This window comes from Paenibacillus sp. FSL H7-0323 (assembly GCF_038002725.1).
In the GTDB taxonomy this organism is placed as follows: domain Bacteria; phylum Bacillota; class Bacilli; order Paenibacillales; family Paenibacillaceae; genus Paenibacillus_AQ; species Paenibacillus_AQ odorifer.
The window spans coordinates 1,788,352-1,812,985 of sequence record NZ_JBBODB010000001.1; the positions used below are offsets into that span (position 1 = coordinate 1,788,352).

21 protein-coding genes and 1 other annotated feature are annotated in these 24,634 nt (G+C 43.3%); of the genes, 4 read left to right on the forward strand and 17 right to left on the reverse strand.

Annotated features, from left to right (window positions below; genetic code table 11):
- Nucleotides 1–74: 74 nt before the first annotated feature.
- The 6 genes from MHH89_RS08210 to MHH89_RS08235 form a co-directional block, all read right to left on the reverse strand.
- Nucleotides 75–635 carry a MarR family winged helix-turn-helix transcriptional regulator gene (locus MHH89_RS08210; RefSeq protein WP_076279322.1) on the reverse strand — a complete coding sequence of 187 codons (561 nt, stop codon included), beginning with the start codon at nucleotides 633–635 and terminating at the stop codon, nucleotides 75–77.
- Between the two features lie 200 nt (nucleotides 636–835).
- Nucleotides 836–1,702, reverse strand: a complete 867-nt coding sequence (locus MHH89_RS08215; RefSeq protein ID WP_340033164.1) for a GNAT family N-acetyltransferase — start codon at nucleotides 1,700–1,702, stop codon at nucleotides 836–838.
- Between the two features lie 130 nt (nucleotides 1,703–1,832).
- Nucleotides 1,833–2,067, reverse strand: a binding site (T-box leader).
- Between the two features lie 196 nt (nucleotides 2,068–2,263).
- The gene (locus MHH89_RS08220; RefSeq protein WP_341086801.1) at nucleotides 2,264–3,256 is read right to left on the reverse strand and encodes a helix-turn-helix transcriptional regulator; all 993 of its coding nucleotides are present in this window, start codon (nucleotides 3,254–3,256) and stop codon (nucleotides 2,264–2,266) included.
- 524 nt (nucleotides 3,257–3,780) lie between these two features.
- Complete coding sequence (locus tag MHH89_RS08225; RefSeq protein WP_076281723.1) at nucleotides 3,781–4,236, reverse strand: DinB family protein; 456 nt, start codon at nucleotides 4,234–4,236, stop codon at nucleotides 3,781–3,783.
- Nucleotides 4,237–4,395: 159 nt separating this feature from the next.
- Nucleotides 4,396–4,884, reverse strand: coding sequence for a YfbM family protein (locus MHH89_RS08230; RefSeq protein WP_076130031.1), 489 nt, complete (start codon nucleotides 4,882–4,884; stop codon nucleotides 4,396–4,398).
- Nucleotides 4,885–5,394: 510 nt separating this feature from the next.
- Complete coding sequence (locus MHH89_RS08235; RefSeq protein ID WP_341086804.1) at nucleotides 5,395–7,650, reverse strand: type IA DNA topoisomerase; 2,256 nt, start codon at nucleotides 7,648–7,650, stop codon at nucleotides 5,395–5,397.
- A 162-nt stretch (nucleotides 7,651–7,812) separates the two neighbouring features.
- Here MHH89_RS08235 and MHH89_RS08240 point away from each other — a divergent pair, with 162 nt between their 5' ends.
- A complete protein-coding gene (locus MHH89_RS08240) occupies nucleotides 7,813–8,676 on the forward strand; it encodes a pentapeptide repeat-containing protein (RefSeq protein ID WP_341086807.1) in 864 nt (287 codons plus the stop codon).
- 15 nt (nucleotides 8,677–8,691) lie between these two features.
- Here the strand turns inward: MHH89_RS08240 and MHH89_RS08245 are convergent, their stop codons facing one another.
- The 9 genes from MHH89_RS08245 to pdhA all read right to left on the reverse strand — a co-directional run bounded on the left by MHH89_RS08245 (nucleotide 8,692) and on the right by pdhA (nucleotide 20,567).
- On the reverse strand, nucleotides 8,692–10,404 hold the full coding sequence (locus MHH89_RS08245; protein WP_341086809.1) for a proline--tRNA ligase: 1,713 nt from the start codon (nucleotides 10,402–10,404) through the stop codon (nucleotides 8,692–8,694).
- 399 nt (nucleotides 10,405–10,803) lie between these two features.
- Nucleotides 10,804–12,291 (reverse strand): glutamate synthase subunit beta, encoded by a 1,488-nt coding sequence (locus tag MHH89_RS08250; protein ID WP_341086811.1) that lies wholly within the window; start codon nucleotides 12,289–12,291, stop codon nucleotides 10,804–10,806.
- Nucleotides 12,292–12,526: 235 nt separating this feature from the next.
- Complete coding sequence (locus MHH89_RS08255; protein WP_076130027.1) at nucleotides 12,527–13,018, reverse strand: dihydrofolate reductase; 492 nt, start codon at nucleotides 13,016–13,018, stop codon at nucleotides 12,527–12,529.
- 81 nt (nucleotides 13,019–13,099) lie between these two features.
- On the reverse strand, nucleotides 13,100–14,080 hold the full coding sequence (locus tag MHH89_RS08260) for a thymidylate synthase (RefSeq protein WP_076279318.1): 981 nt from the start codon (nucleotides 14,078–14,080) through the stop codon (nucleotides 13,100–13,102).
- Nucleotides 14,081–14,221: 141 nt separating this feature from the next.
- The gene (locus tag MHH89_RS08265; protein WP_076304095.1) at nucleotides 14,222–15,196 is read right to left on the reverse strand and encodes a S66 family peptidase; all 975 of its coding nucleotides are present in this window, start codon (nucleotides 15,194–15,196) and stop codon (nucleotides 14,222–14,224) included.
- A gap of 151 nt (nucleotides 15,197–15,347) precedes the next feature.
- Entirely contained in the window at nucleotides 15,348–16,760 is a 1,413-nt protein-coding gene (lpdA, locus tag MHH89_RS08270; RefSeq protein WP_036687684.1) for a dihydrolipoyl dehydrogenase, read from the reverse strand.
- 2 nt (nucleotides 16,761–16,762) lie between these two features.
- On the reverse strand, nucleotides 16,763–18,400 hold the full coding sequence (locus MHH89_RS08275; RefSeq protein WP_341086812.1) for a 2-oxo acid dehydrogenase subunit E2: 1,638 nt from the start codon (nucleotides 18,398–18,400) through the stop codon (nucleotides 16,763–16,765).
- A 106-nt stretch (nucleotides 18,401–18,506) separates the two neighbouring features.
- The gene (locus tag MHH89_RS08280) at nucleotides 18,507–19,484 is read right to left on the reverse strand and encodes an alpha-ketoacid dehydrogenase subunit beta (protein ID WP_038571553.1); all 978 of its coding nucleotides are present in this window, start codon (nucleotides 19,482–19,484) and stop codon (nucleotides 18,507–18,509) included.
- A gap of 15 nt (nucleotides 19,485–19,499) precedes the next feature.
- On the reverse strand, nucleotides 19,500–20,567 hold the full coding sequence (gene pdhA, locus MHH89_RS08285) for a pyruvate dehydrogenase (acetyl-transferring) E1 component subunit alpha (RefSeq protein ID WP_038571556.1): 1,068 nt from the start codon (nucleotides 20,565–20,567) through the stop codon (nucleotides 19,500–19,502).
- A gap of 265 nt (nucleotides 20,568–20,832) precedes the next feature.
- Between pdhA and MHH89_RS08290 the strand changes: the two genes are divergently transcribed.
- A complete protein-coding gene (locus MHH89_RS08290) occupies nucleotides 20,833–21,564 on the forward strand; it encodes an alpha/beta hydrolase (RefSeq protein ID WP_076279314.1) in 732 nt (243 codons plus the stop codon).
- A gap of 137 nt (nucleotides 21,565–21,701) precedes the next feature.
- On the opposite strand, the gene MHH89_RS08295 is transcribed toward MHH89_RS08290, so the two are convergent.
- Complete coding sequence (locus MHH89_RS08295) at nucleotides 21,702–22,166, reverse strand: low molecular weight protein-tyrosine-phosphatase (protein WP_340977033.1); 465 nt, start codon at nucleotides 22,164–22,166, stop codon at nucleotides 21,702–21,704.
- A 165-nt stretch (nucleotides 22,167–22,331) separates the two neighbouring features.
- Between MHH89_RS08295 and MHH89_RS08300 the strand changes: the two genes are divergently transcribed.
- Nucleotides 22,332–22,973, forward strand: coding sequence for a thiamine diphosphokinase (locus MHH89_RS08300; protein WP_036687693.1), 642 nt, complete (start codon nucleotides 22,332–22,334; stop codon nucleotides 22,971–22,973).
- A gap of 294 nt (nucleotides 22,974–23,267) precedes the next feature.
- Nucleotides 23,268–23,768 carry a C40 family peptidase gene (locus MHH89_RS08305; RefSeq protein ID WP_076128433.1) on the forward strand — a complete coding sequence of 167 codons (501 nt, stop codon included), beginning with the start codon at nucleotides 23,268–23,270 and terminating at the stop codon, nucleotides 23,766–23,768.
- Between the two features lie 45 nt (nucleotides 23,769–23,813).
- On the opposite strand, the gene MHH89_RS08310 is transcribed toward MHH89_RS08305, so the two are convergent.
- Nucleotides 23,814–24,533: a response regulator transcription factor gene (locus MHH89_RS08310; protein ID WP_076128431.1), complete on the reverse strand. Its 720-nt coding sequence runs from the start codon at nucleotides 24,531–24,533 to the stop codon at nucleotides 23,814–23,816.
- Nucleotides 24,534–24,634: the final 101 nt, after the last annotated feature.

Below are 24,634 nucleotides of genomic sequence, written 5' to 3' on the forward strand. Positions count from 1 at the left end.
TCAGCGAACTATAATTAGGCGCCTAACTATATAAGAGTAAAAATAGGCTAGCTTCACTAGCCCAATTCTACTCATTACTGATGTTTCCCCTTTGGTTTCGAGCCTAATTCGCCCGTAAGTGCTGAAATGCCTTGTGTAACTCGACCTAGCAAGTCGAGAAATACGCTGCGTTCTTCGATGTTGAGCAACCCCACCATAGCTTCCAGCCGAGCGAAATGCTCAGGAGCCATTTCACGGAGCTTCTTCGCTCCTTCTTCCGTTAAAACTACTGATTTCTGACGGCCATCGTCTGAGCTTAATCGCCGAGATACTAGCCCATCTCGTTCAAGAATGTCGATAAGACCAGTCACTGTAGCACGTGTAACGCCTAGATGCTCCGCTAATTGCGAAGGCAACTCTTCTCCTTCGTTATCTTCAAGATCTGCCAATAAACGATAACGCCCTGTTGATAAACCGAATCTAGAGAAATGAATCTCCGAGGCGTGTCCAAGCATGGCTCCCGCTGCCATTAGCCTAGACGCGACGAGTATAGCCTGTGCGTCTATGTCTAGGTTATAGCGATCAATCTGACGCTTGGATTGTACAAGCGAGGGAATAGCCTCAATGTCGTTTATTTTTTTATTATTGTTGTTCATATATGTAGTATGGTCCCTAACTACTTTTGTGTCAACTCATTTTTTTATACCTCGTCAACCCCGGAGTTAAACAGTTGGATTTGGTTGTAACTCTATATTTCTCCCAAAGCTTGATCAATCGACCTTCAAGATCTTCAATCCGTAGTGAATATTCTGCTCTTATTTTCAAAAGTAGTAGAAGTTCTGTCCGCATCATTCTACTATTCAAATTTTAACTGAAGCGAATCACAGATTGGCATATAGCCTATCTTTTGATAAATGCTATTAGATGTGGGATTTGCTAAGTCGGTATATAAGACGCATCTAGTAAACCCTTTATCCAATGCAAGTTGGCTTATTTGCGCCACAATTGAAGTTGCGTAACCCTTTCCGCGCTCATATGGAGGGGTATATACAAATGCCACGCCAATAGCCGTCTGCATCTCCCTTGTATATCCTGCCATAGAAACGGGTATCCCGTTGTCCTCTAAAATATATAGTTTTTTCGATGCTATTCGGTAGAGGTAAGGGTCTGCATCTTGCGGGATGGACATTTCTGTTTTACCATAACTCCCCGCTGCATAAAATGCTTCAGCCCAGTATGGGAAAAAGTGAATATCCTTTTTATCTAGCAATCGAATGATACCAACCTTTTGAATGTCTGGGTTTACTGCCGTAAGTTCATATATACGTTGGGTCATGATTGTTTTAAAGGTTGTTCCCTTGCGCAAAGTATATTCTTTGGCAAAATACTCTGCCAAGGTTTTTTCGGTCATCACACCTGGAATTTCACGGTCTTTCAGCCCATCTACCAGACAGTTTATAGCTTCTGGGTTAATTATGTTGTCTGTTGCATAAAGCGTAATATTGTGTGGCGGTGTCATTATGGCGGTAAGTTGTATGCCCCTAGCATCTGAAATCGTTACCATAAGCCAATTTACAGGGTCACGCCAGTCTGTTTTGTCTTTTCCTTCATGTCCAATTATGATATTGCCAAGAGGAATCAAATTTTGTGCTTCATGACGCATCAACATACCATAGGTATCATTGTAAAACTCATAGACATCCGTATACAACTTGAATTGCATTGCAATATCCCCCTTTCATCTGGTCAACGTTTTTCCGGATTTTTCGAACTAATCGTTCTTCTTACGGTTTGTTCATTTTTCGCCTGCCAATTTAATAATTAATTTATGAAGACGCAAAAAACCCCATCCCATTAGGGACGGAGTTGCTCCGCGTTACCACCCTGATTGACGTTTATAATAAACGCCCTCTTTGCCATCGTCCAACAACGATGCTTCTTTGTAACGGTAGAATCCCGGTCCCATCTACTATAATTCGGGGGACTGCTCTGAGGTGATTTTTGGATTCGGATATCCGCTGCCTCGCACCAACCGGCAGTTCTCTGAACGGCTTTTCCAGATCTACTTGTCCTCTTCATCGCATTTGGTAATTATTAATTAAGTTTAATATAAGACAATAGGAATTTTCTGTCAATAATTCAAACAACAATAAGGACCTTTAAACTTATATTGCTTCTAAAGCAGATAATCTAACTAATCATGCGACGATATGAATGCGGAGACTACACTCCGGTCTGCTTATTTTCTTCATCAGCACATAGCACCAACCTTTTACTTACCTGCTTAATCTGTTTCGATTAGCTTAGAGGTCAACTTCACTACTGGCCTGATATACTTCAAAAACCGCTCCGGATCGTGATAAACGTAAATGATTCTCCCAGGGGAAGTATCAAAGCAGTAACCAGTGTCTGCAAAATTAAAAGTTGCCATTGCCCTTTCCATCTTTTCCTCTACACTACGATTTTCCTGCTCATAATTGAATGGTCCATGTTCAAAAACAATATACTCGGCTTCGAGAACATCAATCATAAGCATTTGTGGAGGTACTTCACCTTTATAATCAAAAGGAAGACGTACACCAAAACACTCTGTACGTGGAATACCCCAATCGCAGAGTCTGCCATCCGGGTCATTAATGTAAGCCATAATCTGACCGCTGCCACCGTTAGATTCACTCCCGCCATCGTCATCCAATTTGCCCTTGATACTATCGAGTAAGCCGCAAATTGTTTCGCAGTCCTGTCCCGTAATAAGACTTTGCTTTTGCCAAAAATCCCAATACCCATTACTCTCATAGTTTTTAATGTGCAAAAATTTGTGAGTGGGAATGGTTACAAAATAAATGTTAAGATCATCTGTAGATTTCATCATACCAATCTCTCCAAATCCGAAAAAGTAGCGGTCGAAAGAGTTTATTTTTGTACGAAGGGCGACAGGCATAGGCTTTTTCCGGTATTCACTTGGAGTTACACCATATGTTCCCTTGAAAGCCCTGGTAAAAGCTTCATGTGATGAAAAACCATAATCAAAAGCAATATCCAAAATGCTCTTTTCACTATCCCGAACCTCTTTTAGTGCAAAGGCTAATTTTCTATGCCGTAGATAATCCCTAAATTGCATTCCCGATATTTCCTTAAATTTTCTCGTAGCATGAAATTCGGAATAACCTAACTTGTGAGAAAGAAATCGTAGCGTTATTGCTTCACTGTTACGATTCTTAATACACTCGTCAATTTCATTAACGATTATTTGGATTTGCTTGTGCCACTCGTACAATTGGTCTGTTCACCTCGTTTCAACCACTCTATAGTCATTGTAGAGTAATGGAATTTGCATTGCTTGATTCTACTTGCGGAAAAGAGATGACAATTCAAACGTTTTGGTCCTACTATTTCGGAATCTCATCATGAAACGGTACCACTATTTCGTTTGTATCGTTAAGGAATACATATTGAATCTCAGATTTCCTCTTTGCATTTAGTGGTCGGTGTATAACCCTATCGTTCTGTCAAAGTTATTTCCGCAAGCAGCTTAAGCGTGTCATGCATTCGGAGGATGGACAAGAAGCATGGAGTATCGGGAGGCATTAAACAAAAGGGCTCGGACCCGTTGAGACATGGGAGTGAAAATCACATGCCCTTACAGTTGTTCCAAGCCACCGCCTCTTCAATTTCCTTCTTATCTCACATTTAGCTAAAGGTAAAATCCTACGAATTCATGAGCCTGCATGAGTAAACTAAATCATTTCGGAGGAGTTCAATGCCCATCTCATTCCGGGTAATGGTGATGATTAGACCCTGTTAGAGTCTGGCGAACGTGATGTAATCAACTTGGACAGGTTCTGCCAATTCCATCCGAAGTGCCCGGTTGATCTGTCCCCGGTGATATTGCCCATGTAAAATGACCTGCGACAAGATATCCCGGACGGACGTTTGGAACGGGACTCCGTTCTGGTTCGCATAATCGACCCTCACGTCCAAATCAGATTCCTCGAGCCCTTCGATATACACACGATATTTCTCGGCGTTTTCTTCGAACTCCGTTCGGATCGCCGTCAGGTCCTCTGCTTCCTCCCACAACGAATATTGCGCACTACCCTTGCCCTGCAATCGGGACAGCCAGACTCGTTCCGCAACCGCGACATGCCGAACCAGCTTCAGAAGGTCCTTGTTCTTCATCTCACTCTCCTCGAGCGCTTCTAAGATTTGTGCGTCCGCCCAGTACAGGTGGTCCATCATACACTTGATCGTCTTCATTTTCGTTTCCCCCTCTTCGTCTCATTGGATTAATTGAACCTACCGTTTCCCGTAATTGGTCATTTATTTCACAAATCATCATAATCTTCATCAGTCAAAGGTTCTATTTTTTATCTCGCTCAATGGAATCAGGAGACGTGTGTCGTCTTTTGGTTAGAATCAGAAAATATAAAAGATGAGACCTTTGCCCTCGGCTACAGTTTGGCTGTAGAAGCGCCGGATTTCGTTAAAATGCTGTAGCAGGTAGGCAAAGAACGCATCCTTATCCTCGTCTGAAACAATATCAGGTTCAAGAGGATATACTTCTTCCTTAACCATGGCCGGGAAATCATACCGCAAGCGGAGCTGCGCTTCATCCAGCTCAGAAATAACCTGATGCGCTTCTGCAACTTGCTTGGCACGTAAGGAAAACGCCCCGAATGAGCCAAAATCGATGCCTTTGTCTGATGTCAGCGGAACAACATAACTAAGAGGGGCATCTCCATCGGAAATAACTCCACAAAGCAAGTAGTGAATCGCCTCCCAGGATCTATCAATGTCCAGTCCGGGATAATCGTCTATTTTCAAGCTATTCAATGCAATGTCGCCTGTAACAATTTGCTGCACTAGGTTGTCATCCATAGCAAAGTAATATCCACGCATTCCCATGTTGTCATCCTTCCTTCCATTCTAGTAGTGACTATACTGCCCTATCATAATGTAACCTCTGGATTTATCCCGCAGGATAGAAAAAGAGTGAAGATCAGCCCCCTACGTAATCATAATATCTTGTCTGCACAAGTTACTACATCCCGTTTAAGATAGGTATGTCCTACACTCTTTAACTAATGAATTTTATGTGTAAAATATATAGTCTCCCACAGCCGACACTGAAACCATATCCCATATACGGCGAGTCCGACTAATAGTCTTGACTACGGACCCAGCTGAAGCTATTGGCGAATTTATTGCCGTTGGAGCAAGTTTGCGGACTCCAGTGCTGCTATTCTCCCGCAAGCGGTGCATATATAGCCCTTTTCATGCCAATAACGACTATGCGGTCCGATAGCAGTCCAAAAAGGACGTATTCCCGCGTTTTGGGTCATCTGTGTCCGCTAGCGGCTTCGTACATGCAAATGTGATGTAATCACCCGTGTTCCATATAAACTTCCAGTCAGACTATGACTCCACTGTTAATTGACCCGTATCCATATTATTAAGCACAAGTTTGCCTTCCAGCGGGGTGCCGTCTTCGCTCGCAAGCTTCAGCTTACCCGTACGGCCCTTTTCAATTAATGCCTTTACTTGTGTATCTGTAAGGGTACGCCCGTGGTTCTCTTTCCAGATCACGAACTTGCAGCCTTCTTTGTAATGAGAGCAGCCGTAGCCTTTTTTACCCATAAAAATCATCCCGCCACAGCCAGGACGCGGGCAGTTTCCGATAATTTTCGGACCTGAATTTGCTGATTCTTCTTCGTTAGCTGGTTTACGTTTTCTTGGCGCGGCAGGTTTATCGCTACTTTTACGAGATGTACCTCCACCACTCCGACCTTTAGCCCCTGTATTCACAGAAGGAGTTTCCCCTTCAAAAGAAGTTTTGGACGCCCGAGACTGCACACGAACCTTGTCCACGATCATACAGGCAAATCTTTTTACATTCTCCATAAATTGTCCGTCCGACGCCGTTCCTCTTGATATTTCGTTCAAGCGACGTTCCCACTGGCCGGTCATTTCAGGTGAAGTCAACAGCTCGATGCCCGCTCCACGTATCAGTTCAATAGCCGTTCGTCCTTTTTGCGTGATGGCGATTTTTTTGCCTTGCATTTCAATGTATCCGACATTCTTAAGCCGTTCAATGGTTGCTGCTCGTGTGGCTGGAGTACCCAGCCCTGAATCCTTCATAGCATCCCGAAGCTCTTCGTCTTCAATCTGCTTTCCGGCACTTTCCATCGCTCTAAGCAGCGTGCCTTCCGTATAGTGTTTTGGCGGCTGTGTATCTTTCTCTTTAACGATAGCGTCACTACAGATCACCTCATCTGCCGGAGCGATTGCGAACGGTTCATTCACTTCAATCTCTTCGTCTTCCTCATCATCCTTGTTTTTTCCCTTGGACGACTTCGCTTTATCTTTTTTCTGGTCCGCGTAAATGACCTTCCAACCGAGACTTAATAATTCCTTAACAGTAGTTTTGAACTTTTCGTCCTCTACATCAGTCATAACCGTATGCACTTTATATTCCGCAGCCGGATAGAACTGTGACAAAAAGCGCCGCACAATCAAATCATACAGCTTTCCCTCATCCGCACTAAGCCCTGTTGCTTTCCGATATGTAGGCAAAATCGCATGGTGATCCTCGACCTTGGAGGGATTGCAGATAAATTTGTTTCCTTTATGAACGAGATTACGATTCGCGCCCTTCACCCATTCATCATAAGCCGTCCCTTGGAGCGCAGATAAAGTCTTATGCATCTCCGGAATATTTTGTTCTGTAACATAGTTAGAATTCGTCCGCGGATAGGATATCACCTTATGCTTTTCATATAATGCTTGTGCGATATCGAGTGTTTTTTTAGCGGAAAAAGCGTACTTCCCATTCGCCTCCCGCTGCAGCAGCGTTAAATCATACAGTTTATTCGGATACTCTTTCGTTTCCTTAACCTCATAAGAGTCAATTCGTCCCGGTTTTCCTTTGACCTTGGCAGCCAGCGCCTCCGCCTTCTCACCATCAGTGAGGCGGTCACCCTGCCACATACCTTTATAAGTCATTTCATTTTGTGTAAAATGGCCCTCCACCTCAAAAAACTTAAGGGATGAGAACGCCTCAATCGTCTTCTGGCGATCATAAATAAGTGCAAGTACTGGGGTCTGAACTCTCCCCACAGACAGCAGAACATTATGTTTCGTAGTAAATGCACGTGATCCGTTCATACCGATTAACCAATCGGCTTCACTGCGCGCTTTTGCCGCTTTAGTTAGATTCTCGTACTCCGCCCCATCCTTTAGCTCTTGAAAGCCTTTGCGGATTGTCTCTGGTGTCAAATCGGAAATCCACAGCCGTTTCACAGGATGTTCAAGCTTCAAATGCCGCTGAATGAGCGAAAATATATGCTGGCCTTCTCGCCCGGCGTCACAAGAATTTACCAGCAGATCGCTTCGTTTAGCCAGCTCTCCGATTACCTTCAGCTGATCAATGGTCCGCGCATTAGGAACCAGCTTGAATTGGTCCGGAATAATGGGAAGATCATTAATATTCCATTTTTTGTATTTTACATCATATGCATCCGGCTCAGCCAATCCGATTAGATGCCCTATTGCCCATGTAATAATGTACTGCTCCCCTTCAAGATAGGAACGGTAATTTTTAGCCTTTGGTTCTATTGCGGCGGCGATATTCCGCCCCATGTCCGGTTTCTCCGCAATAATAAGTGTCTTCAAAAACATTCGCTCCTTACCTTCTCGTTCTTAAGTCCAAAACAGGTCCAGTACTCTATTATAACATTAACCTCGCTTTTTTTTAATCGACCGGACTTTTCATAATCTTTCGTTTGATTTAAAATAAGTTGGTATAAGCGTTCATATATCGGAGGGAAACAAACCTTGTATGAGAATCACAGATTTACAGAACCTTTTTCAGATCGAAACCTCGCCGCCCTGAAGGCGGATTGTGAGCAGTGCTTTGGCTTGTGTTGTGCCGCATTACCTTTTGCTGCTTCCGTAGATTTCGCTAGAGACAAAGACGCTGGACAGCCCTGTCACAATCTACAGTCGGACTTTCGCTGTGGTGTACATACAGAGCTAAGAGAATTAGGATACCGTGGTTGTACGGTCTATGACTGTTTTGGAGCTGGGCAAAAGATTTCTCAAGTCACTTATGCTGGAGAAGACTGGAGGAAAAAGCCGAAAACTGCGAAGCAGATGTTCGAGGTATTTCCGATCATGTGGCATTTGCACGAGCTGCTTTGGTATTTACATGAATCTTTGAACTTAAAAATAACCCGTACAATCCATACGGAGCTGCAAACAGCTCTCGATGAAACGGAACAACTCACTTTACTTAATCCTGAAGCTCTTGTAAAAGTGGATGTTGCCGCTCATCGAGCACAAATCAATATGTTACTGTTGCAGGTCAGTGAGCTTGTACGAACTGAGGCTCGCCGTAAACTAAAGAAATCAGCGAAGAATTTCAGTCGAGGTGCCGACCTTATGGGAGCTAAGCTCAAAGGAGGCGATCTTAGAGGCGCCAATTTGAGAGGAGCCTATTTAATAGCCGCAGACCTTAGGGACGCTGATCTCAGAGGTGCAGATCTTATTGGGGCAGACTTTCGCGATACTGACCTCAGAGGTGCTAATTTAGCAGAAGCTCTCTTTCTCACTCAGGCACAGATCAATGCGGCAAAAGGCAATACTCTCACAAAATTACCAGCAACACTCTCCTGCCCTGATCATTGGCATTCCCATTAAATGAAAAAAGATCATTTATATCAGCGGTGAATAGAATTGTTTGATCCGAGACACAGCTTCCATAATTTCTAAGACTTCTTTCCCCGCTGTGTTTCGTTTCAGATACTCTACTCTTCCCTGTGATGCTTCCTTGCCCACAACTATTGATAGAGGTATCCCGATCAAGCTTGAATCTTTAAATTTCACGCCAGCGCGTTCATCCCTATCATCAATCAGCGTCTCTATGCCAAGCTTGGTTAGTTGATCATAGAGACCTTCTGCAACCGTCTGATGCTCACTATGCTTGACGGACATTATCAAGATATGAACCTGATAAGGTGCCAATGCTGCTGGCCACATTAATCCATCCTCATCATGATGCTGTTCAGCAATAGCGGATAAAAGCCGTGAGATACCAATTCCGTAACAGCCCATAATCATAGGTTGACTTTTGCCTGAAGAATCTAAGTAAGAAGCGCCTAGCTTTTCACTGTATTTAGTACCTAATTTGAAGACATGACCCACTTCAATCCCTTGATGAAAATGCAGAATACCCTCCAAACAATGCGGACAAACTTCATTTTCTGCTACATTCCGAAAATCCCCCACATGCTCAAGCGAAAAATCTCTGCCGGGTACGACGTTACGGAAGTGATAATCTTTTTCTCCCGCCCCTGTAATCCCTTGAGTCATATCAGCTACTGCCGCATCTGCTAGGACAGTAAGCGTTAAGCCTACAGGTCCTACAAATCCACTTTCAACGCCCGCTAAGGATTTCACAGACTCGTAGTCAGCAAGCTTAATCTCATTCGTTCCTAAATATTTACTTACCTTTATTTCATTGACTTCATGATCACCCCGGACCAGTACAGCAAAAATCTGTCCGTCACCTTCATAGATTAATGTTTTGATAATCTGGTCTGGCCGGATATCTAGCTCCTGCTCTAGTTGCTCAATTGTGCGCAAATCAGGAGTGAGGAATTTCTCTATCTCCGGTACTTGTATGACAACTTCATTTTTCACAGGCCGCACGGACTCTGCCTGTTCCAGATTGGCCGCATAATCACAAACGGTGCATGCAGCAATCGTATCCTCCCCAATATCAGCTAGCGCCATAAATTCATGACTGCCGCCCTCGCCTCCAATCGCACCGGAATCCGCATGGACAGCACGGAATTTCAATCCACATCGCTCAAATATCCGGTGATAAGCCTCGAACATTTGGATATATGATTTATCTAGACCTTCCAGGTTTGTGTCAAAAGAGTAAGCATCCTTCATCAAAAACTCTCTGCCTCTCAGCAGTCCAAAACGTGGTCGGCGTTCATCTCGGAACTTGGTCTGAATCTGATATACGGTAATAGGAAGCTTTCGATAGGAGCTGATCTCATTCCGGACGAGTGTGGTTACTACTTCCTCATGTGTAGGACCTAGTATGAATTCCCGCTCATGACGATCCCGCAGCGTCATCAGCTCCTTACCGTATACCTCATACCGGCCTGATTCTTTCCAGAGCTCCGCAGGCTGCATAGATGGCATCAATACCTCCTGAGCCCCAGAGACATCCATCTCATGCCGCACAATCGCTTCTATTTTCCGTAAAACACGTCTTCCAAGCGGTAAATAAGTATACACACCCGCTGCTAATTGGCGGATATATCCCGCACGCAGCAGTAGCTGATGACTGCTTGTCTCCGCCTCTGAAGGTGCCTCACGCAGAGTTGTTAATAAAAGATTACTTTGACGCATATTTGTACCCTCCCTAAAAAATGAACGCTCTAAACGCAAAAAGACACATTCGTCAGGGACGAATGTGTCGTGATACCACCCTTATTTAACCGCCAGTCCGTACATAGTCTACACTTGATTTGGCGATCCTCGATCGAATAACGGCCGATTCCGGCAGCGGTTATACGCTGCAGCTACCCAGGCAGGATACCATCCACACGTATTTGAGGAACCTTTCAGCCGGTGAGTTCCCTCTCTGTTCTAACGCTACTAGGATCGTAAGTCCTTGGTCAATGCTTTTGTCATTTAAATATTGTATTAAATCTATATGAAAATAATATTTCCGTCAAGCGTCAGCTCCAAAAAAAGCCGCTTCTCCAGCAGGTAAACTGCTTTTGAAACGGCTTCTTGAATTAATGCCTAGACAAGAACGCTTGAGCCCATCAGGTATTTATCCACTTCACGTGCAACTTCGCGACCTTCATTGATGGCCCAGACCACCAAGCTTTGACCACGACGCATATCGCCAGCAGCAAACACTTTATCCACGTTCGTATTGAATTTGCCGTAACGTGCTTTCACATTGGTACGACGATCAGTCTCCAGGTTAAGCTCCTCAACAATATCTTGCTCCGGTCCATCGAAACCAATAGCGATGAGAGCGAGTTGAGCAGGATATACAGCTTCCGTTCCAGGAACGGGCTGGTAGATTTTACGACCTGTCTCATCCACGATCCGGCGGATCTGCACCGTATGAAGCTCCTTCAAGTTCCCCTCTTCATCCCCAACAAATTTAGTGGTCATGATAGAGAATTCACGCGGATCATCGCCAAAAATAGCTTTCGCTTCTTCTTGCGCATAATCCAAGCTGTACACATTCGGAAATTGTGGCCAAGGATTAGCAATCGGATCCCGTTGCAGAGGCGCTTTTTCATGTGTACCAAATTGAGTGATACTGCCGCAGCCATGACGAAGCGCTGTGGCAACACAGTCAGATCCTGTATCCCCGCCACCCAAGACGATTACATCTTTACCGTCAGCGGATACATAGTTACCATCCTCCAGATTGGAATTCAAGTAACTCTTGATCGTGCCATTTAAATAATCCATGGCATACATAACGCCCTTAAGCTCACTGCCTTCAATGTTAAAACGGCGTGCTTTAGTAGCTCCACCACACAGAACGACCGCATCATACTCATCAACAAGCTGCTGAGCCGGAATGTCTTTACCAATCTCAGTGTTCACTACGAAGTTAATCCCTTCAGCAGCCAGCAAATCTACACGACGTTGTACAACTTTTTTATCAAGCTTCATAGTAGGTATTCCATATGTCAGCAGTCCGCCAATGCGGTCACTGCGCTCAAATACAGTTACAGAATGTCCAGCCTTGTTAAGCTGTGCTGCTGCGGCAAGTCCAGCAGGTCCAGAGCCTACGATTGCAATTTTTTTGCCAGTCCGTTTCTCCGGAGGATTAGGTACAACCCAGCCCTCTTCAAAACCCTTATCAACGATCGCAAGTTCAATTGTTTTGATGGTTACCGGCTGTCCGATCAGGCCCACTGTGCAAGAGCCTTCACAGGGAGCGGGACAAATACTGCCTGTGAATTCAGGAAAGTTGTTTGTCTTATGCAGACGTTCCAGTGCTTCTTTCCAGAGTCCGCGATACACCAAGTTATTCCACTCCGGAATTAAATTGTGTACTGGACAACCTGAGGTCCCGCCAGCCATATCAATACCTGTATGGCAATAGGGGGTTCCGCAATCCATACAACGTGCGCCCTGTGTCCGAAGCTCGTCCTCGGATAAATGATGGTGGAATTCTTCCCAGTCCTTTACCCGCTGCTCAGGATCCCGATCACCTGGGAGCTGCCGTTTATACTCCATAAAACCTGTAGGTGTAGACATGTTTACGTTTCCCCCATCCGTTCTCTTCGTGTTGAAGTATAGTACATTGTAGCATATTGCGGCTTCGTATGGTTGTCAGCAACGCAATGAAGTACCTGCACATTCTATTCTATACCTATACATAATCATTTCTAATTTTAATTATAGTAACATTCATCACTTTTGCACAGTAATGGATAAATCTACTGATTATTTGTACTATTTCACATGTTATGTCAGAGAAAACGTTTTATTGCTATTCCGTACGTTCATAAACAAGGAAACGGTAATCATACGGATTCTTCTCATCACGAATTCCCTTGATATTGGAGACCTCTTTCCACATCCTCCAGTCAATCTCAGGAAACCGGGTATCTCCTTCAAAATCCTGTTCGATCTGCGTCAACATCAACTTGTCAGCATACGGCAACATCAACCGATAAATTTCCGCACCACCGATTACCATCAGCTCATCTTCTTTTCTACCCTCGCTGAGAGCCTCTTCAAGCGTGTGTAGAACCTCTGCACCTTCAGCTGAATAATCAGTATCCCTAGTTAGAATTAGGCTCGTTCTGCCCTTCAAGGGCTTGCCTCCGAGCGAATCCCATGTTTTGCGGCCCATTAGCATTCTTTTGCCCAATGTTTCTGCTTTGAAATAAGCAAAATCCAGCGGCAAATGCCAAGGCATATCGTTATCTTTTCCTATGACATGATTGGCACCCATTGCCCATATTAAGCTAATACTCATGAAGTTCTCTCCTTCCTCCATACTAAAGTAAAAAACTATATTGCCAAAAATTATATTTGCGAATCTTCATTTACAATTACGTTATACTGCGATCGGCGCTTTTATCGAAGGATGCGGATTGTACCCCTCAATGACCAGATCTTCCAGTTCAATATCAAAAATTGATTTCTTCTGTGAATTAATAACCAGTGTAGGCAGTGCTCTTAATTCTCTTGATAATTGCTCTTTCACTTGCTCAACATGGTTTGAATAGATATGCGCATCACTAATGCTGTATACAAACTCGCCTACTTCTAGCCCACATTCGTATGCGATTAAATGCGTAAGCAAAGAGTAAGATGGAATATTGAAGTTTGCCCCGAGAAAAGAGTCCGCACTGCGTTGCAGCAAGTGACAGCTTAGTTTACCATTTGCAACGTAGAACTGGAACATAACGTGGCAGGGCGGTAACGCTGCTTTGCTTCCTTTCGTCCCAGCATTTATAACATCTTCCGGGTTCCATGCGCTGACAATTAAACGCCGAGAATCAGGATTTGTTTTGATCTGATGAATAACATCTTGTAATTGGTCGATTGATTCGCCAGTTGAAGATGTCCAATTCCGCCATTGCTTACCGTAAACGTTTCCTAGCTCGCCATATTTCGCAGCAAACTCATCATCTTCTAAGACACGATCACAGAATGATTTCATCTCTGCTTGATATAATTGATTAAAATCTTCATCAACTAAACAACGATTCCCGAAGTCTGTCATATCCGTGCCTGCATATTCGTCCGATTCAACCCATCTTTTAAAAGCCCATTCATCCCAAATATGATTATTATTTTTCAATAAATAACGAATGTTGGTATCGCCTTTAATAAACCACAATAACTCACTTGCAATTAAGCGAAACGGTGTACGTTTTGTTGTAAACAGCGGGAAGCCTTTTGATAAATCAAATCGCATCTGATAACCAAATACACTAATTGTACCAGTTCCTGTACGATCTTCTTTTTTCACACCATGATCCAAAATATATTGTAAAAAATTCAAATAGGTTTGTTCTAACTCATTCGTCAAAGTATTGCACCTCCGTAATATTTCACCTCATATATTATATCTGAAAAATCCGATTTTTGTAGAAGGTAAGATAATTTTTAAATATATTTAATAATCGGGTTACCTATTCAATTATAAAGGATTGATTCAGCAATTGTATCTCTACTCCGCTATCCTAAGCTCCACTCTTGCCCCATAAGCCCGAAGGCTTGCTTGTCCACCCACAGGAAAGGTAATCATCGGCGATGTATGTCCAAAGTCCACGTCTGCAATCACAGGAATATCGGATAATTCTTCTTTTGAGCGGATAATTGTGGTCAGCTGCTTCTTTGACATACGCGATTCTTTTTGGAACCTGCCGATCACCAACCCTTTGACCTCTTCAAACTCAGGCTGATGAATTAGGGATTGCAGATCTCGATCAAAGGTTGCAGGTGCTGACTCATAATCATCCTCAATGAACAAGATAGAATTTTTTAAACTTGGCATATACTCTGTTCCCTGCAAAAGATTTAAAGTGCATAAATTGCCACCAATAATCGTTCCTTTCGCTTCCCCATCATTGATAATGAACGGACCTTCATTTTTAATAAATATCCGGTTTTCCTGATCCAGATACCACTCATCATCACTCCAATGCCTGGAAGGCTGCACTAGAATTTCTTTATTGTCCATCATCAGCTTGCGGAAATATTCGATGGTATATTCATTATCGTGGAGCATCGCAAATGTGGAAAAATGCGGTCCGGAGTATGTAACTAATCCTGTTTGAGCATAAATCGCATTACTTAGTGCAGTAATATCCGAATAACCACATAAACGCTTTGGATTCTCTGCAATGATTGAATAATCTATATAACGCAGGAGCTGGTTACTATTGAAGCCCCCAATGGTCGTTAATATTCCTTTCACTTTGGGGTCTAAAAAGGCTTCGTGCAAATCCTCAATTCTCGAATCAATAGAAGAGGAAACAAAATCATCCGTCTCAAAAGAATTTGTTGAAATGGATATCCGAAAACCTAACCGTTCAAGCTGCTCTTTAGCGATTTTTCTTTGCTGAGCATCGATTAATGACAAACTTCTGGAAGGAGAGATAATACGCAGCTCATCTCCAGGCTTTAATTTATCAGCTCTCATCATTGAACCTCCCTATATTTATAAAATACAGATTAAGTAATTGCTCTTCCTCCCAGTATATCTCTTTTCAAAAAAGTGGAAAACACAAAAAAAGGCGGAACGCATTTGCGTCCGCCTTTCTGTTGCCTGCTAGAGCAATTTTGGAGAAAAATTATTTCATTACATGAATTGGGTGACCTTCAACCAATTCAGCAGCTTCCATGACGATTTCGCCAAGGGTTGGATGCGCATGAATAGTCAAAGCGATATCTTCAAGCGTTGCGCCCATTTCGATTGCCAAACCAAGTTCAGCGATCAAGTTGGAAGCTTCGATACCAACGATTTGAGCTCCCAGTACCAAATTGTTCTCGGAGTTAGCAACAATTTTGATGAAGCCTTCTGGGCTGTTCAAAGATACTGCGCGACCATTTCCTGCGAATGGGAATTTGCCGCTTTTCACTTTGTAGCCTTTGTCTTTTGCTTCTTTTTCAGTCAAACCAACGCTTGAACACTCAGGATCTGTAAATACAACAGCTGGGATGACTTTGTAGTCAACAACAGATGTAAGTCCTGCAATTGCTTCAGCAGCGATTTTACCTTCGTAAGAAGCCTTGTGAGCCAAAGCAAGACCTGGAACAACGTCGCCGATAGCGAAGATGGTAGGAATGCTTGTGCGTCCTTGGTGATCAACTTTGATCAATCCGCGCTCGTCGAGCTCAAGACCGATCAGATCCAGACCAAGTTCACCGTCAGTGTTAGGACGACGACCTACAGTTACAAGCAAGTAATCTGCTGTAACTTCTTTGGACTCGCCACCAACAGAGTATTTCACGGTTACTTCTTTGTCGTTCTGAACAGCACTTTCAGCTTTAGCGTTAGTTACGATTTCGATGCCAGTTTTAGCCATGTTTTTCGCAACAAGACGAGTCATATCTTTATCGAAGCCTGGAAGTACAGTATCCAAACCTTCGATGATTGTTACTTTAGTGCCAAATTTAGAGTACATTTGACCAAGCTCGGCACCGATGTATCCACCACCGATTACGATCATGCTCTTCGGAATTTCTGGAAGTTCCAGAGCTTCAGTCGAAGACAGAATACGTCCGCCGAATGGGAAAGGTTTAAGTTCAATTGGACGGGAACCTGTAGCAATGATGCAGTGTTTGAAGCGGTAACGTGGAGATTCATGATCATTGAACACACGTGCTTCTGTGTCGCTGATAAACATGCACTCGCCGTTAAATACTTCAATTTTGTTGCCCTTCATCAAGCTAGTCACACCGCTAGTCATTTTTTTAACTACGCTGTTCTTGAATTCTTGAGTTTTGGCAAAATCCACTTTAACATTCTCAGCTGTAACGCCGAAAACTTCACCATGCTGTGCGGATTCAAATTGATGCGCAGCAGCGATCAAGGCTTTAGAAGGAATACATCCACGGTTCAAACATACACCGCCGAGTTCCGATTTATCCACGATGAGGACTTTTTGGCCGAGCTGGGCGGCACGAATTGCCGCCACATACCCACCAGGACCTGCACCAATGACCAATGTATCAATATCTAGTGAAGCGTCTCCTACTACCATAATTATACCTCCATAACCAGCAGCTCAGGATTATTGAGCAGCGATTTAATGTAGTTCATAAAGTTTTGAGCAGTCGCACCATCGATAATACGGTGGTCAAAGCTGAGTGACAACGCCATTACTGGAGCAACTACGATTTCACCATTTTTCACAACTGCTTTTTCACTGATACGGCCAGTTCCGAGGATAGCCACTTCAGGGAAGTTGATGATTGGAGTAAAGAACATACCGCCAGCAGAACCGATGTTACTGATGGAGATCGTGCTGCCCTTCATTTCGTTAGCAGACAATTTACCGTCACGGCCACGAACGGCCAAGTCAGTGATGCTGCTAGCAATCATCCAAATGCTCTTACGGTCAGCGTCTTTGATAACTGGAACGATCAAACCGTTTGGTGTATCAGTCGCGATACCGATATTGTAGTATTTCTTGTAGACAATTTCGCCTGCTTCTTCATCAATCATAGCATTGAGTGCTGGGAATTGACGGGAAGCTGCAACAAGTGCCTTAACGATGAATGGAAGGTAAGTAACCTTAACGCCTTTTTTCTCAGCAATAGGTTTCATACGTGTACGGAATGCTACCAGTTCAGTAACATCTACTTCATCCATGATGGTTACGTGTGGAGCAGTGTAAGCCGATTTAACCATTGCGTTGGAGATCGCCTTACGAATACCCTTGAATGGTACACGTTCTTCTTCAAGACTAACGTTACCGCTAGCTGCTGCAGGTGCTGCTTTAGCTTCGGTTTTAGCAGCCTTAGGAGCTTCAGACGACGCTGCTGCTGCAGGAGCTGCTGGTGTAGAACCACCTTTCAAGAAGGCTTCTACGTCTTCACGAGTGATTTTACCACCTTTACCAGTTCCGTTCACTTTGGAAATATCCACTTTTTGCTCACGAGCAAATTTGCGAACGCTTGGTGTAGCCAAAACATCGCGGTCAGGAGCTGGTGTTACACTTGCAGATCCGCCTTCTTTAGCATCAGTAGGGCTTGTTGCTGCAGGGGAAGAAGTAGTGTTTGCACTTCCTTTTGCTGCATCGGCTTCAGCAGATGCATGACCTTCTTGTTCAGGAACGTCGCCTTCAGCAGCGATAATAGCTACAACTTCGCCTACGCGGCAAACTTGGCCATCTTTAGTCAGAACTTCCAATACAGTACCATTCACTGGACATGGAACCTCAACTACCGCCTTGTCATTTTGAACTTCCATGATGATGTCATCATCCGTTACCTTGTCACCGGCTTTGATATGCATTTTGATGATTTCACCTTCATGCAGACCTTCACCCAGCTCAGGGAAGCGATATTCAAAATTCGATGCTTTGTTAGATGCTGGAGCAGCTGGCGCTTGAGCAGCAGGAGCTTCAGTAGCAGCACCCTCTTGATCAGGCACGTCACCTTCTGCTTCGATAATAGCCACTACTTCACCGACACGGCATACTTGACCGTCTTTAGTCAGAACTTCCAATACAGTACCGTTTACTGGGCAAGGCACCTCAACTACCGCCTTGTCATTTTGAACTTCCATTACGATATCATCATCCGTTACCTTGTCACCGGCTTTGATATGCATTTTGATGATTTCACCTTCATGCAGACCTTCACCTAGTTCAGGAAATCGGTATTCAAACTTTGCCACTTTGAAAACCTCCTCGTGAAATTGGGACTAACCTTATGATTTAAACTTTATAAGATGAAACAACGTTGTCATCCATATGGATGACAACTGTTTCTCGTAAAAATATTTAGAATTCCAAAACTTTCTTCACGCCTGCAATAATACGTGCAGGGTTTGGAAGCCATGTATCTTCTATTTGTGCGAATGGATACACAGTATCAGGACCTGCGATACGAAGCACAGGTGCTTCCAAGTGCAGTAGTGCTTTTTCATTGATTTGTGCGATAACTTCAGCAGCTACACCCGCACTCTTTTGTGCTTCTTGCACCACGATAGCACGGTTAGTCTTCTTCACAGACGCTACAATAGTATCGATGTCGATTGGACTTACAGTACGAAGGTCGATAATTTCAACATTAACGCCTTCTTTTTCGAGTTGCTCGGCTGCTTTGGTAGCTGTATGTACCATCAGCCCGTAAGTAATGATCGAAACGTCAGAACCTTCACGTACTACGTTCGCTTTACCAAGTTCAACTGTATATTCACCTTCTGGCACTTCAGCACGGAATGCATGATAAAGGTTCAAGTGCTCCATGAAGAAGACAGGGTCATTGTCGCGGATAGACGCGATTAGAAGTCCCTTAGCATCATATGGGTTTGAAGGAATTACAACTTTAATCCCTGGGCTTTGTGCGATCAAACCTTCGAGTGAGTCAGTGTGAAGCTCAGCAGCCTTAACTCCGCCACCAAAAGGAGTACGGAATACTACTGGAGCGTTATATTTACCGCCAGAACGCCAGCGCAAACGCGCTGCTTGAACAACGATTTGATCCAGTGCTTCAAAGATAAAACCTACGAATTGAATTTCAGCAATCGGACGGAAGCCTTGTACACCAAGACCAAATGCCAGACCGCCGATAGCGGACTCAGCTAGTGGTGTATCAAAAATACGATCTTCGCCAAATTCCTTTTGCAGACCTTCAGTTACACGGAAAACGCCACCTACATTACCAACATCCTCTCCGAAGATAAGAACGTTAGGGTCACGATTCAGTTCAACGCGCATCGCGTCGCGAATCGCTTCTTTCATATTCATTTGTGCCATTGCCTGATATCCCCCTTATTCAAAATCGGCTTTTTGCTCTTCCAGATGTTTAGGTGTTACTTCGAACATACTGTCGATCAAGCCAGGTATTGTCATTTTTTCGGTTTGTTCAGCTTTTTTGATCTGCTCGTTAACAGTAGCTTTCGCTTCATCCTTCACGCGCAGTGTATCTTCTTCAGTCCAAAGACCTTTCTTCTCCAAATACTTGGCAAGACGGGCGATTGGATCCTTTTCACTCCATTGTCCTTCTTCTTCTTTCGAACGATATTTACTTGCATCGTCAGAAAGGGAGTGTGGACGGAAACGGTAAGTTACAGCTTCGATCAATGTAGCACCTTCGCCGTTACGTGCACGTTCTGCAGCATCACGTACAGCACTGATTACTGCAAAGATGTCCATACCGTCAACCTTAATCCCTGGAATACCAGCTGCAACCGCTTTGTGTGCGATCGATTTGGAAGCCGTTTGTTTAGCGAACGGAGTCGTAATCGCATACCCGTTGTTTTGAACAAAGAAGATTACAGGCAGTTTAAAACGACCAGCAAAGTTCAAGCCTTCGTAGAAGTCACCTTCTGAAGAACCGCCATCACCAGTGTAAGTAATTGCAACATTCTTTTGTTTTTTCAATTTGAAGCCCATAGCAATACCAGTAGCGTGCAGGATTTGCGCACCGATGATAATTTGTGGCATCAATACATTAACCCCGTCAGGAATAGCTCCACCATGTTGGTGACCGCGGGAATATAAGAAAGCTTGGTACAATGGAAGTCCGTGCCATACTAGCTGCGGAATATCACGGTAGCCTGGGCATAAGAAGTCTTCTTTCTCCAAAGCAAACTCACTACCAATCATGGTAGCTTCTTGACCGGATACCGGTGCGTAGAAACCAAGGCGACCTTGACGGCCAAGGTTTACTGCACGATCATCCCAAGTACGGGTAAATACCATACGATACATAATTTCTTTCAGTTGATCGTCGGTTAAATCGGGCATCTTATCCTTATTGATAATTTCTCCATCCGGGGAAAGTACCGATAGAGCCTCGACGTCCTCTGTATACACTTCATAAGGAACTTTACTCATTATCTTCACCTCAATAAAAAAATTTGAATATCAGCTGCCTCTGTTATAATATTATTATACACCTGTTTAGTTACTTTCGTCAAAGAAATACTTATAAAATTTATATTCCTTCAAATTTTGTATGTATAACAGGTGAGGAAATTTTATATAACAGTTTAACACTTTTCCAACAAGTAAATGATTAATAACACAGTTACACATTTAATAATTTTAGCGTAACCCTGTGTGTATTGCAAAATTCGACAAGAAAGGTGACGTGACAACGATGAGCGATTCTGTTTTTCTGAAACGCACAATTGTAAAAGAAACGCTTTGGAGTGAACATCTGCAGGAGGAACGTAAATTACGTATCTATCTGCCCCCAGGCTACAATGAAGTTCTGAGTTACCCCGTGGTGTACTGCCAAGACGGAGAAGAATTTTTCAACTTTGGACGCATTGCTACACTTGCTGGACAACTTATTATAGAAGAAGATGTCGAGCCCTTCATTATCGTTGGTGTAGAAGTTAACGTCGCTGTTCGGACTCAAGAATACGCTCCGTTCGGCAGCCGATTCAAGGAGTACCTATCTTGCTTTTCCGAAGAGATTATTCCCTTCATTGAAAAAAATTATCCCGTACGCCGTACACCCGACGAACGAATCTTAGCCGGTGATTCCCTTGGAGGCAGCGTCTCCCTCCATCTCGCTCTTGCTTATCCAGCTATCTTCACACGTATCATCAGCCTATCCGGTGCATTCTATCCCGAATCACAAGCCATGCTGGCTAAAGAAGAAGATCTCTCCTGGCTCAACATTAATATGGTCGTTGGACTGCAGGAAACAGATTACCAGACTGATACAGGGACCTATGATTTTGTTCAGATGAACAGAGAAACAAAAGCATTGCTTGAAGCACGTGGAGCTACCGTATCCTACCGGGAGAAAGACGGTCGTCATCTCTGGGGCTTTTGGCAAAAGGAACTCCCTGAATCTCTACTCTATTTTTTAAACACATAATGCCTTATTGATAGAAGCAAAAAATGAACATCTAAAGAACGTATGTAGATTTCAGCCGTGTTTACGCTTACAGTTTAATCCAGCAAATTTCCTTAATTTACTTTAATACTAATCAGAGAGGCTGGAACCCAACCGGGTTACAGCTTTTCTCTTATCACCATTTCTAGCAACACGTCACAGCCTGCATTGATCAAATCATATACCTGTTCAAAATTACCTGTAAAATAAGGGTCTGGTACTTCTCTCAATTCTTCCTCAGGCAATAAATCCATGAAGAACAAAAGCTTAGCCTCTTCTCCACCAAGAACCTTTCGAACATTCTCTCCATTAGACTTGTCCATGCAGACGATATAATCAAACTTCTGAAAATCCTCGCTACTGACCAAACGCGCTGCCATATTTGCATAGCTAATCTTGTTTTGATCAAGTATACGTCTAGTCCCTTCATGCGGTTCCTTACCTATATGCCAATCTCCAGTTCCTGCAGAGTCAACCAGAATCTTATGTGAAAGCTCTCGTTCATCAATCTTATGGCGCAGAACGGCCTCCGCCATTGGTGAGCGACAAATATTACCCAGACAGACAAATAGCACGTTTACGATTTCATTCACCTCCCAATTGTTAAAACATTAGTAAATATGAATTTATGCACATAAAAAATCGCACACTATCATTTTAGCGTTGTCTTGGTCAATTGTGCAACTTTTCGATCTGCATTATACTGGGACAGGATAACCAACTAGAGTTTTAGAGGAGGAATGGATGTTATGCCATCCAAACGAGTTGTTATTTTTGCCGGTGGAGAACTATCTCCGGATTATTTCGCTCTATTAGATGAAGAAGATTTTATTATCGGTGCGGACCGGGGTGCATTATTCCTCATCTCACATGGATATATACCCGATATTGCGGTAGGTGATTTTGATTCTGTATCGCCTGAGGCTTTTCAGGATATTCAATCCAAAAGTAAAAAAACAATCACTTGTGACGCCGTGAACAAGGATTTAACCGACAGTGAGATGGCACTCGATATTGCAATGAATCAGCAACCTGATTCTATTTTACTATTAGGAGTTACAGGCACTCGCATTGATCACTCCTTAGCGAGCATTCAAATGATGACAAGGGCTCTGCAACGGCAAATCAATTGCTACGTGATGGATTCTAATAACTATGTGACACTTACCGGATCCCAAACAGTCATTGAAGATTTGGGCTACACCTATGTATCTTTGCTTCCATTAACTCCTGAAGTAACAGGGATTACATTAGAAGGATTTCAATATCCTTTGAATGATGCTACTTTAAAGCTAGGGCAATCTCTAGGTGTAAGCAACAAACTGATTTCCTCCACTGGAACAGTTAGAATACGTAGTGGATTATTGCTGATTATCCAGAGCAAAGACTAAATACATAGTGATATAGAAACATCCTTGTAACTTTTGTTTCAAAATTAAAAAGCCGTTAAATCCTTTATATATCAAGGGGTTTGCGGCTTATTTTATTGCTCAAAATATCAAGTTATTAATTTTTTGTAACTTTTAATGAATTTTTAATAAAACGTTTACAACCCAGGCCCAGCCTCACTTTATTGCTGCTCTACCAAATTTTATGACATAGATAACCTGCTATACTACGAATCAGGCAAGCAAGACAAGCCAAGCAAGACAGATTGATATACTAACTTTGGAGGTACTTACAACATGAATAAACAACAATGGATAAAAAAAGCGATTGTTATAGGAATGGTTACTACAATGGGCTTAGGAACAATGATGGCAACTGGTGTAGGTGCAACTAAAGTTGAAGCCGCTACGGTGTCCAAAGGACAAAGCGTTGTCAATTTCGGAAAAAACTTTATGGGAACTCCATACAAATTCGGAGCCTCTACTTCTACTACTAAGGTTTTTGACTGCTCTTCCTTTATGAAACATATCTTTAATAAATATAATGTATCATTACCCCGCACAGCTGCGGCTCAATCAAAAGTAGGAACTGCTGTATCCAAAGCTAACCTTCGTGTCGGCGATCTTGTATTCTTCTCCAGCGGCAGCAGAGCAACAGGTAAAAATGTAACTCACGTAGCTGTTTACGCTGGAAACGGTAAAATTCTGCACACTTACGGTAAACCAGGTGTTACGGTTTCTGATCTTAATTCTGGTACATGGAAAAAGACTTATCTAAAGGCTCGCCGCGTACTGTAAACAACAGCTCTATAGTAGAGTCTTTTCTATAAAAGAGAATTAGTCTCAGGATGTGGTGCTGCCTTCGGGCACCCTCATTACATATCCTGTTCCGCGAACAGTATGAATCAACTTGTTCCGGTACCCTTTATCAATTTTTAAGCGGATATGCCTGATGTATACATCTACAACATTGGTATCTGCATGGAATTGATATCCCCATACTTGTTTGAGTATTTCCTCGCGGGAACATATAATCCCTCGATTCGCAGCGAGATAATATAGAAGATCGAATTCTTTATGCGTCATCTTTAGCTCGATCCCTTCACGGGTGACCAGCCTGCGGCTGGGATCGAGCATTAAACCATCTACCTTTAACAGATGTTTTAAATTTCGACGCCGACCCGTGAGGGTTAATAAATTTAGAATTCTACATTTAAATTCACCGGTATGTAGTGGTTTTGTCATGAAATCATTCCCTCCGGCTAAAAAGGCCGCAACTGCTCCGTTACCAGATAATTCTTCGGAAATCACCATGACCGGAAGAATCATTCCCTCATCTCTTACTGCGGAAATGATTTTCCATCCTTCCCATGTTCCCACCTCGCCTAAATCAGCAAGCAGCAATACCGGTTCTACTTCAGAAATGGATAAGCGAAGATCTTCGGGATCTTCGCTTTTTGTTATTTGCAGACCGATATCATTAAACACTTTCGCAATAGCGTCTAGTTCTTCCTCTCCTCTTCCGTTTCCCGCAGACATGTACCATATCATTTGCTCACTCACGAAGATCCCCCGTATCCATCAGACATGCATCAGCATCCCATTAATAGATATAGAATCCCCGGAAAACAAAGAGACCATTCCTATGAAATGGCCTGAGGATT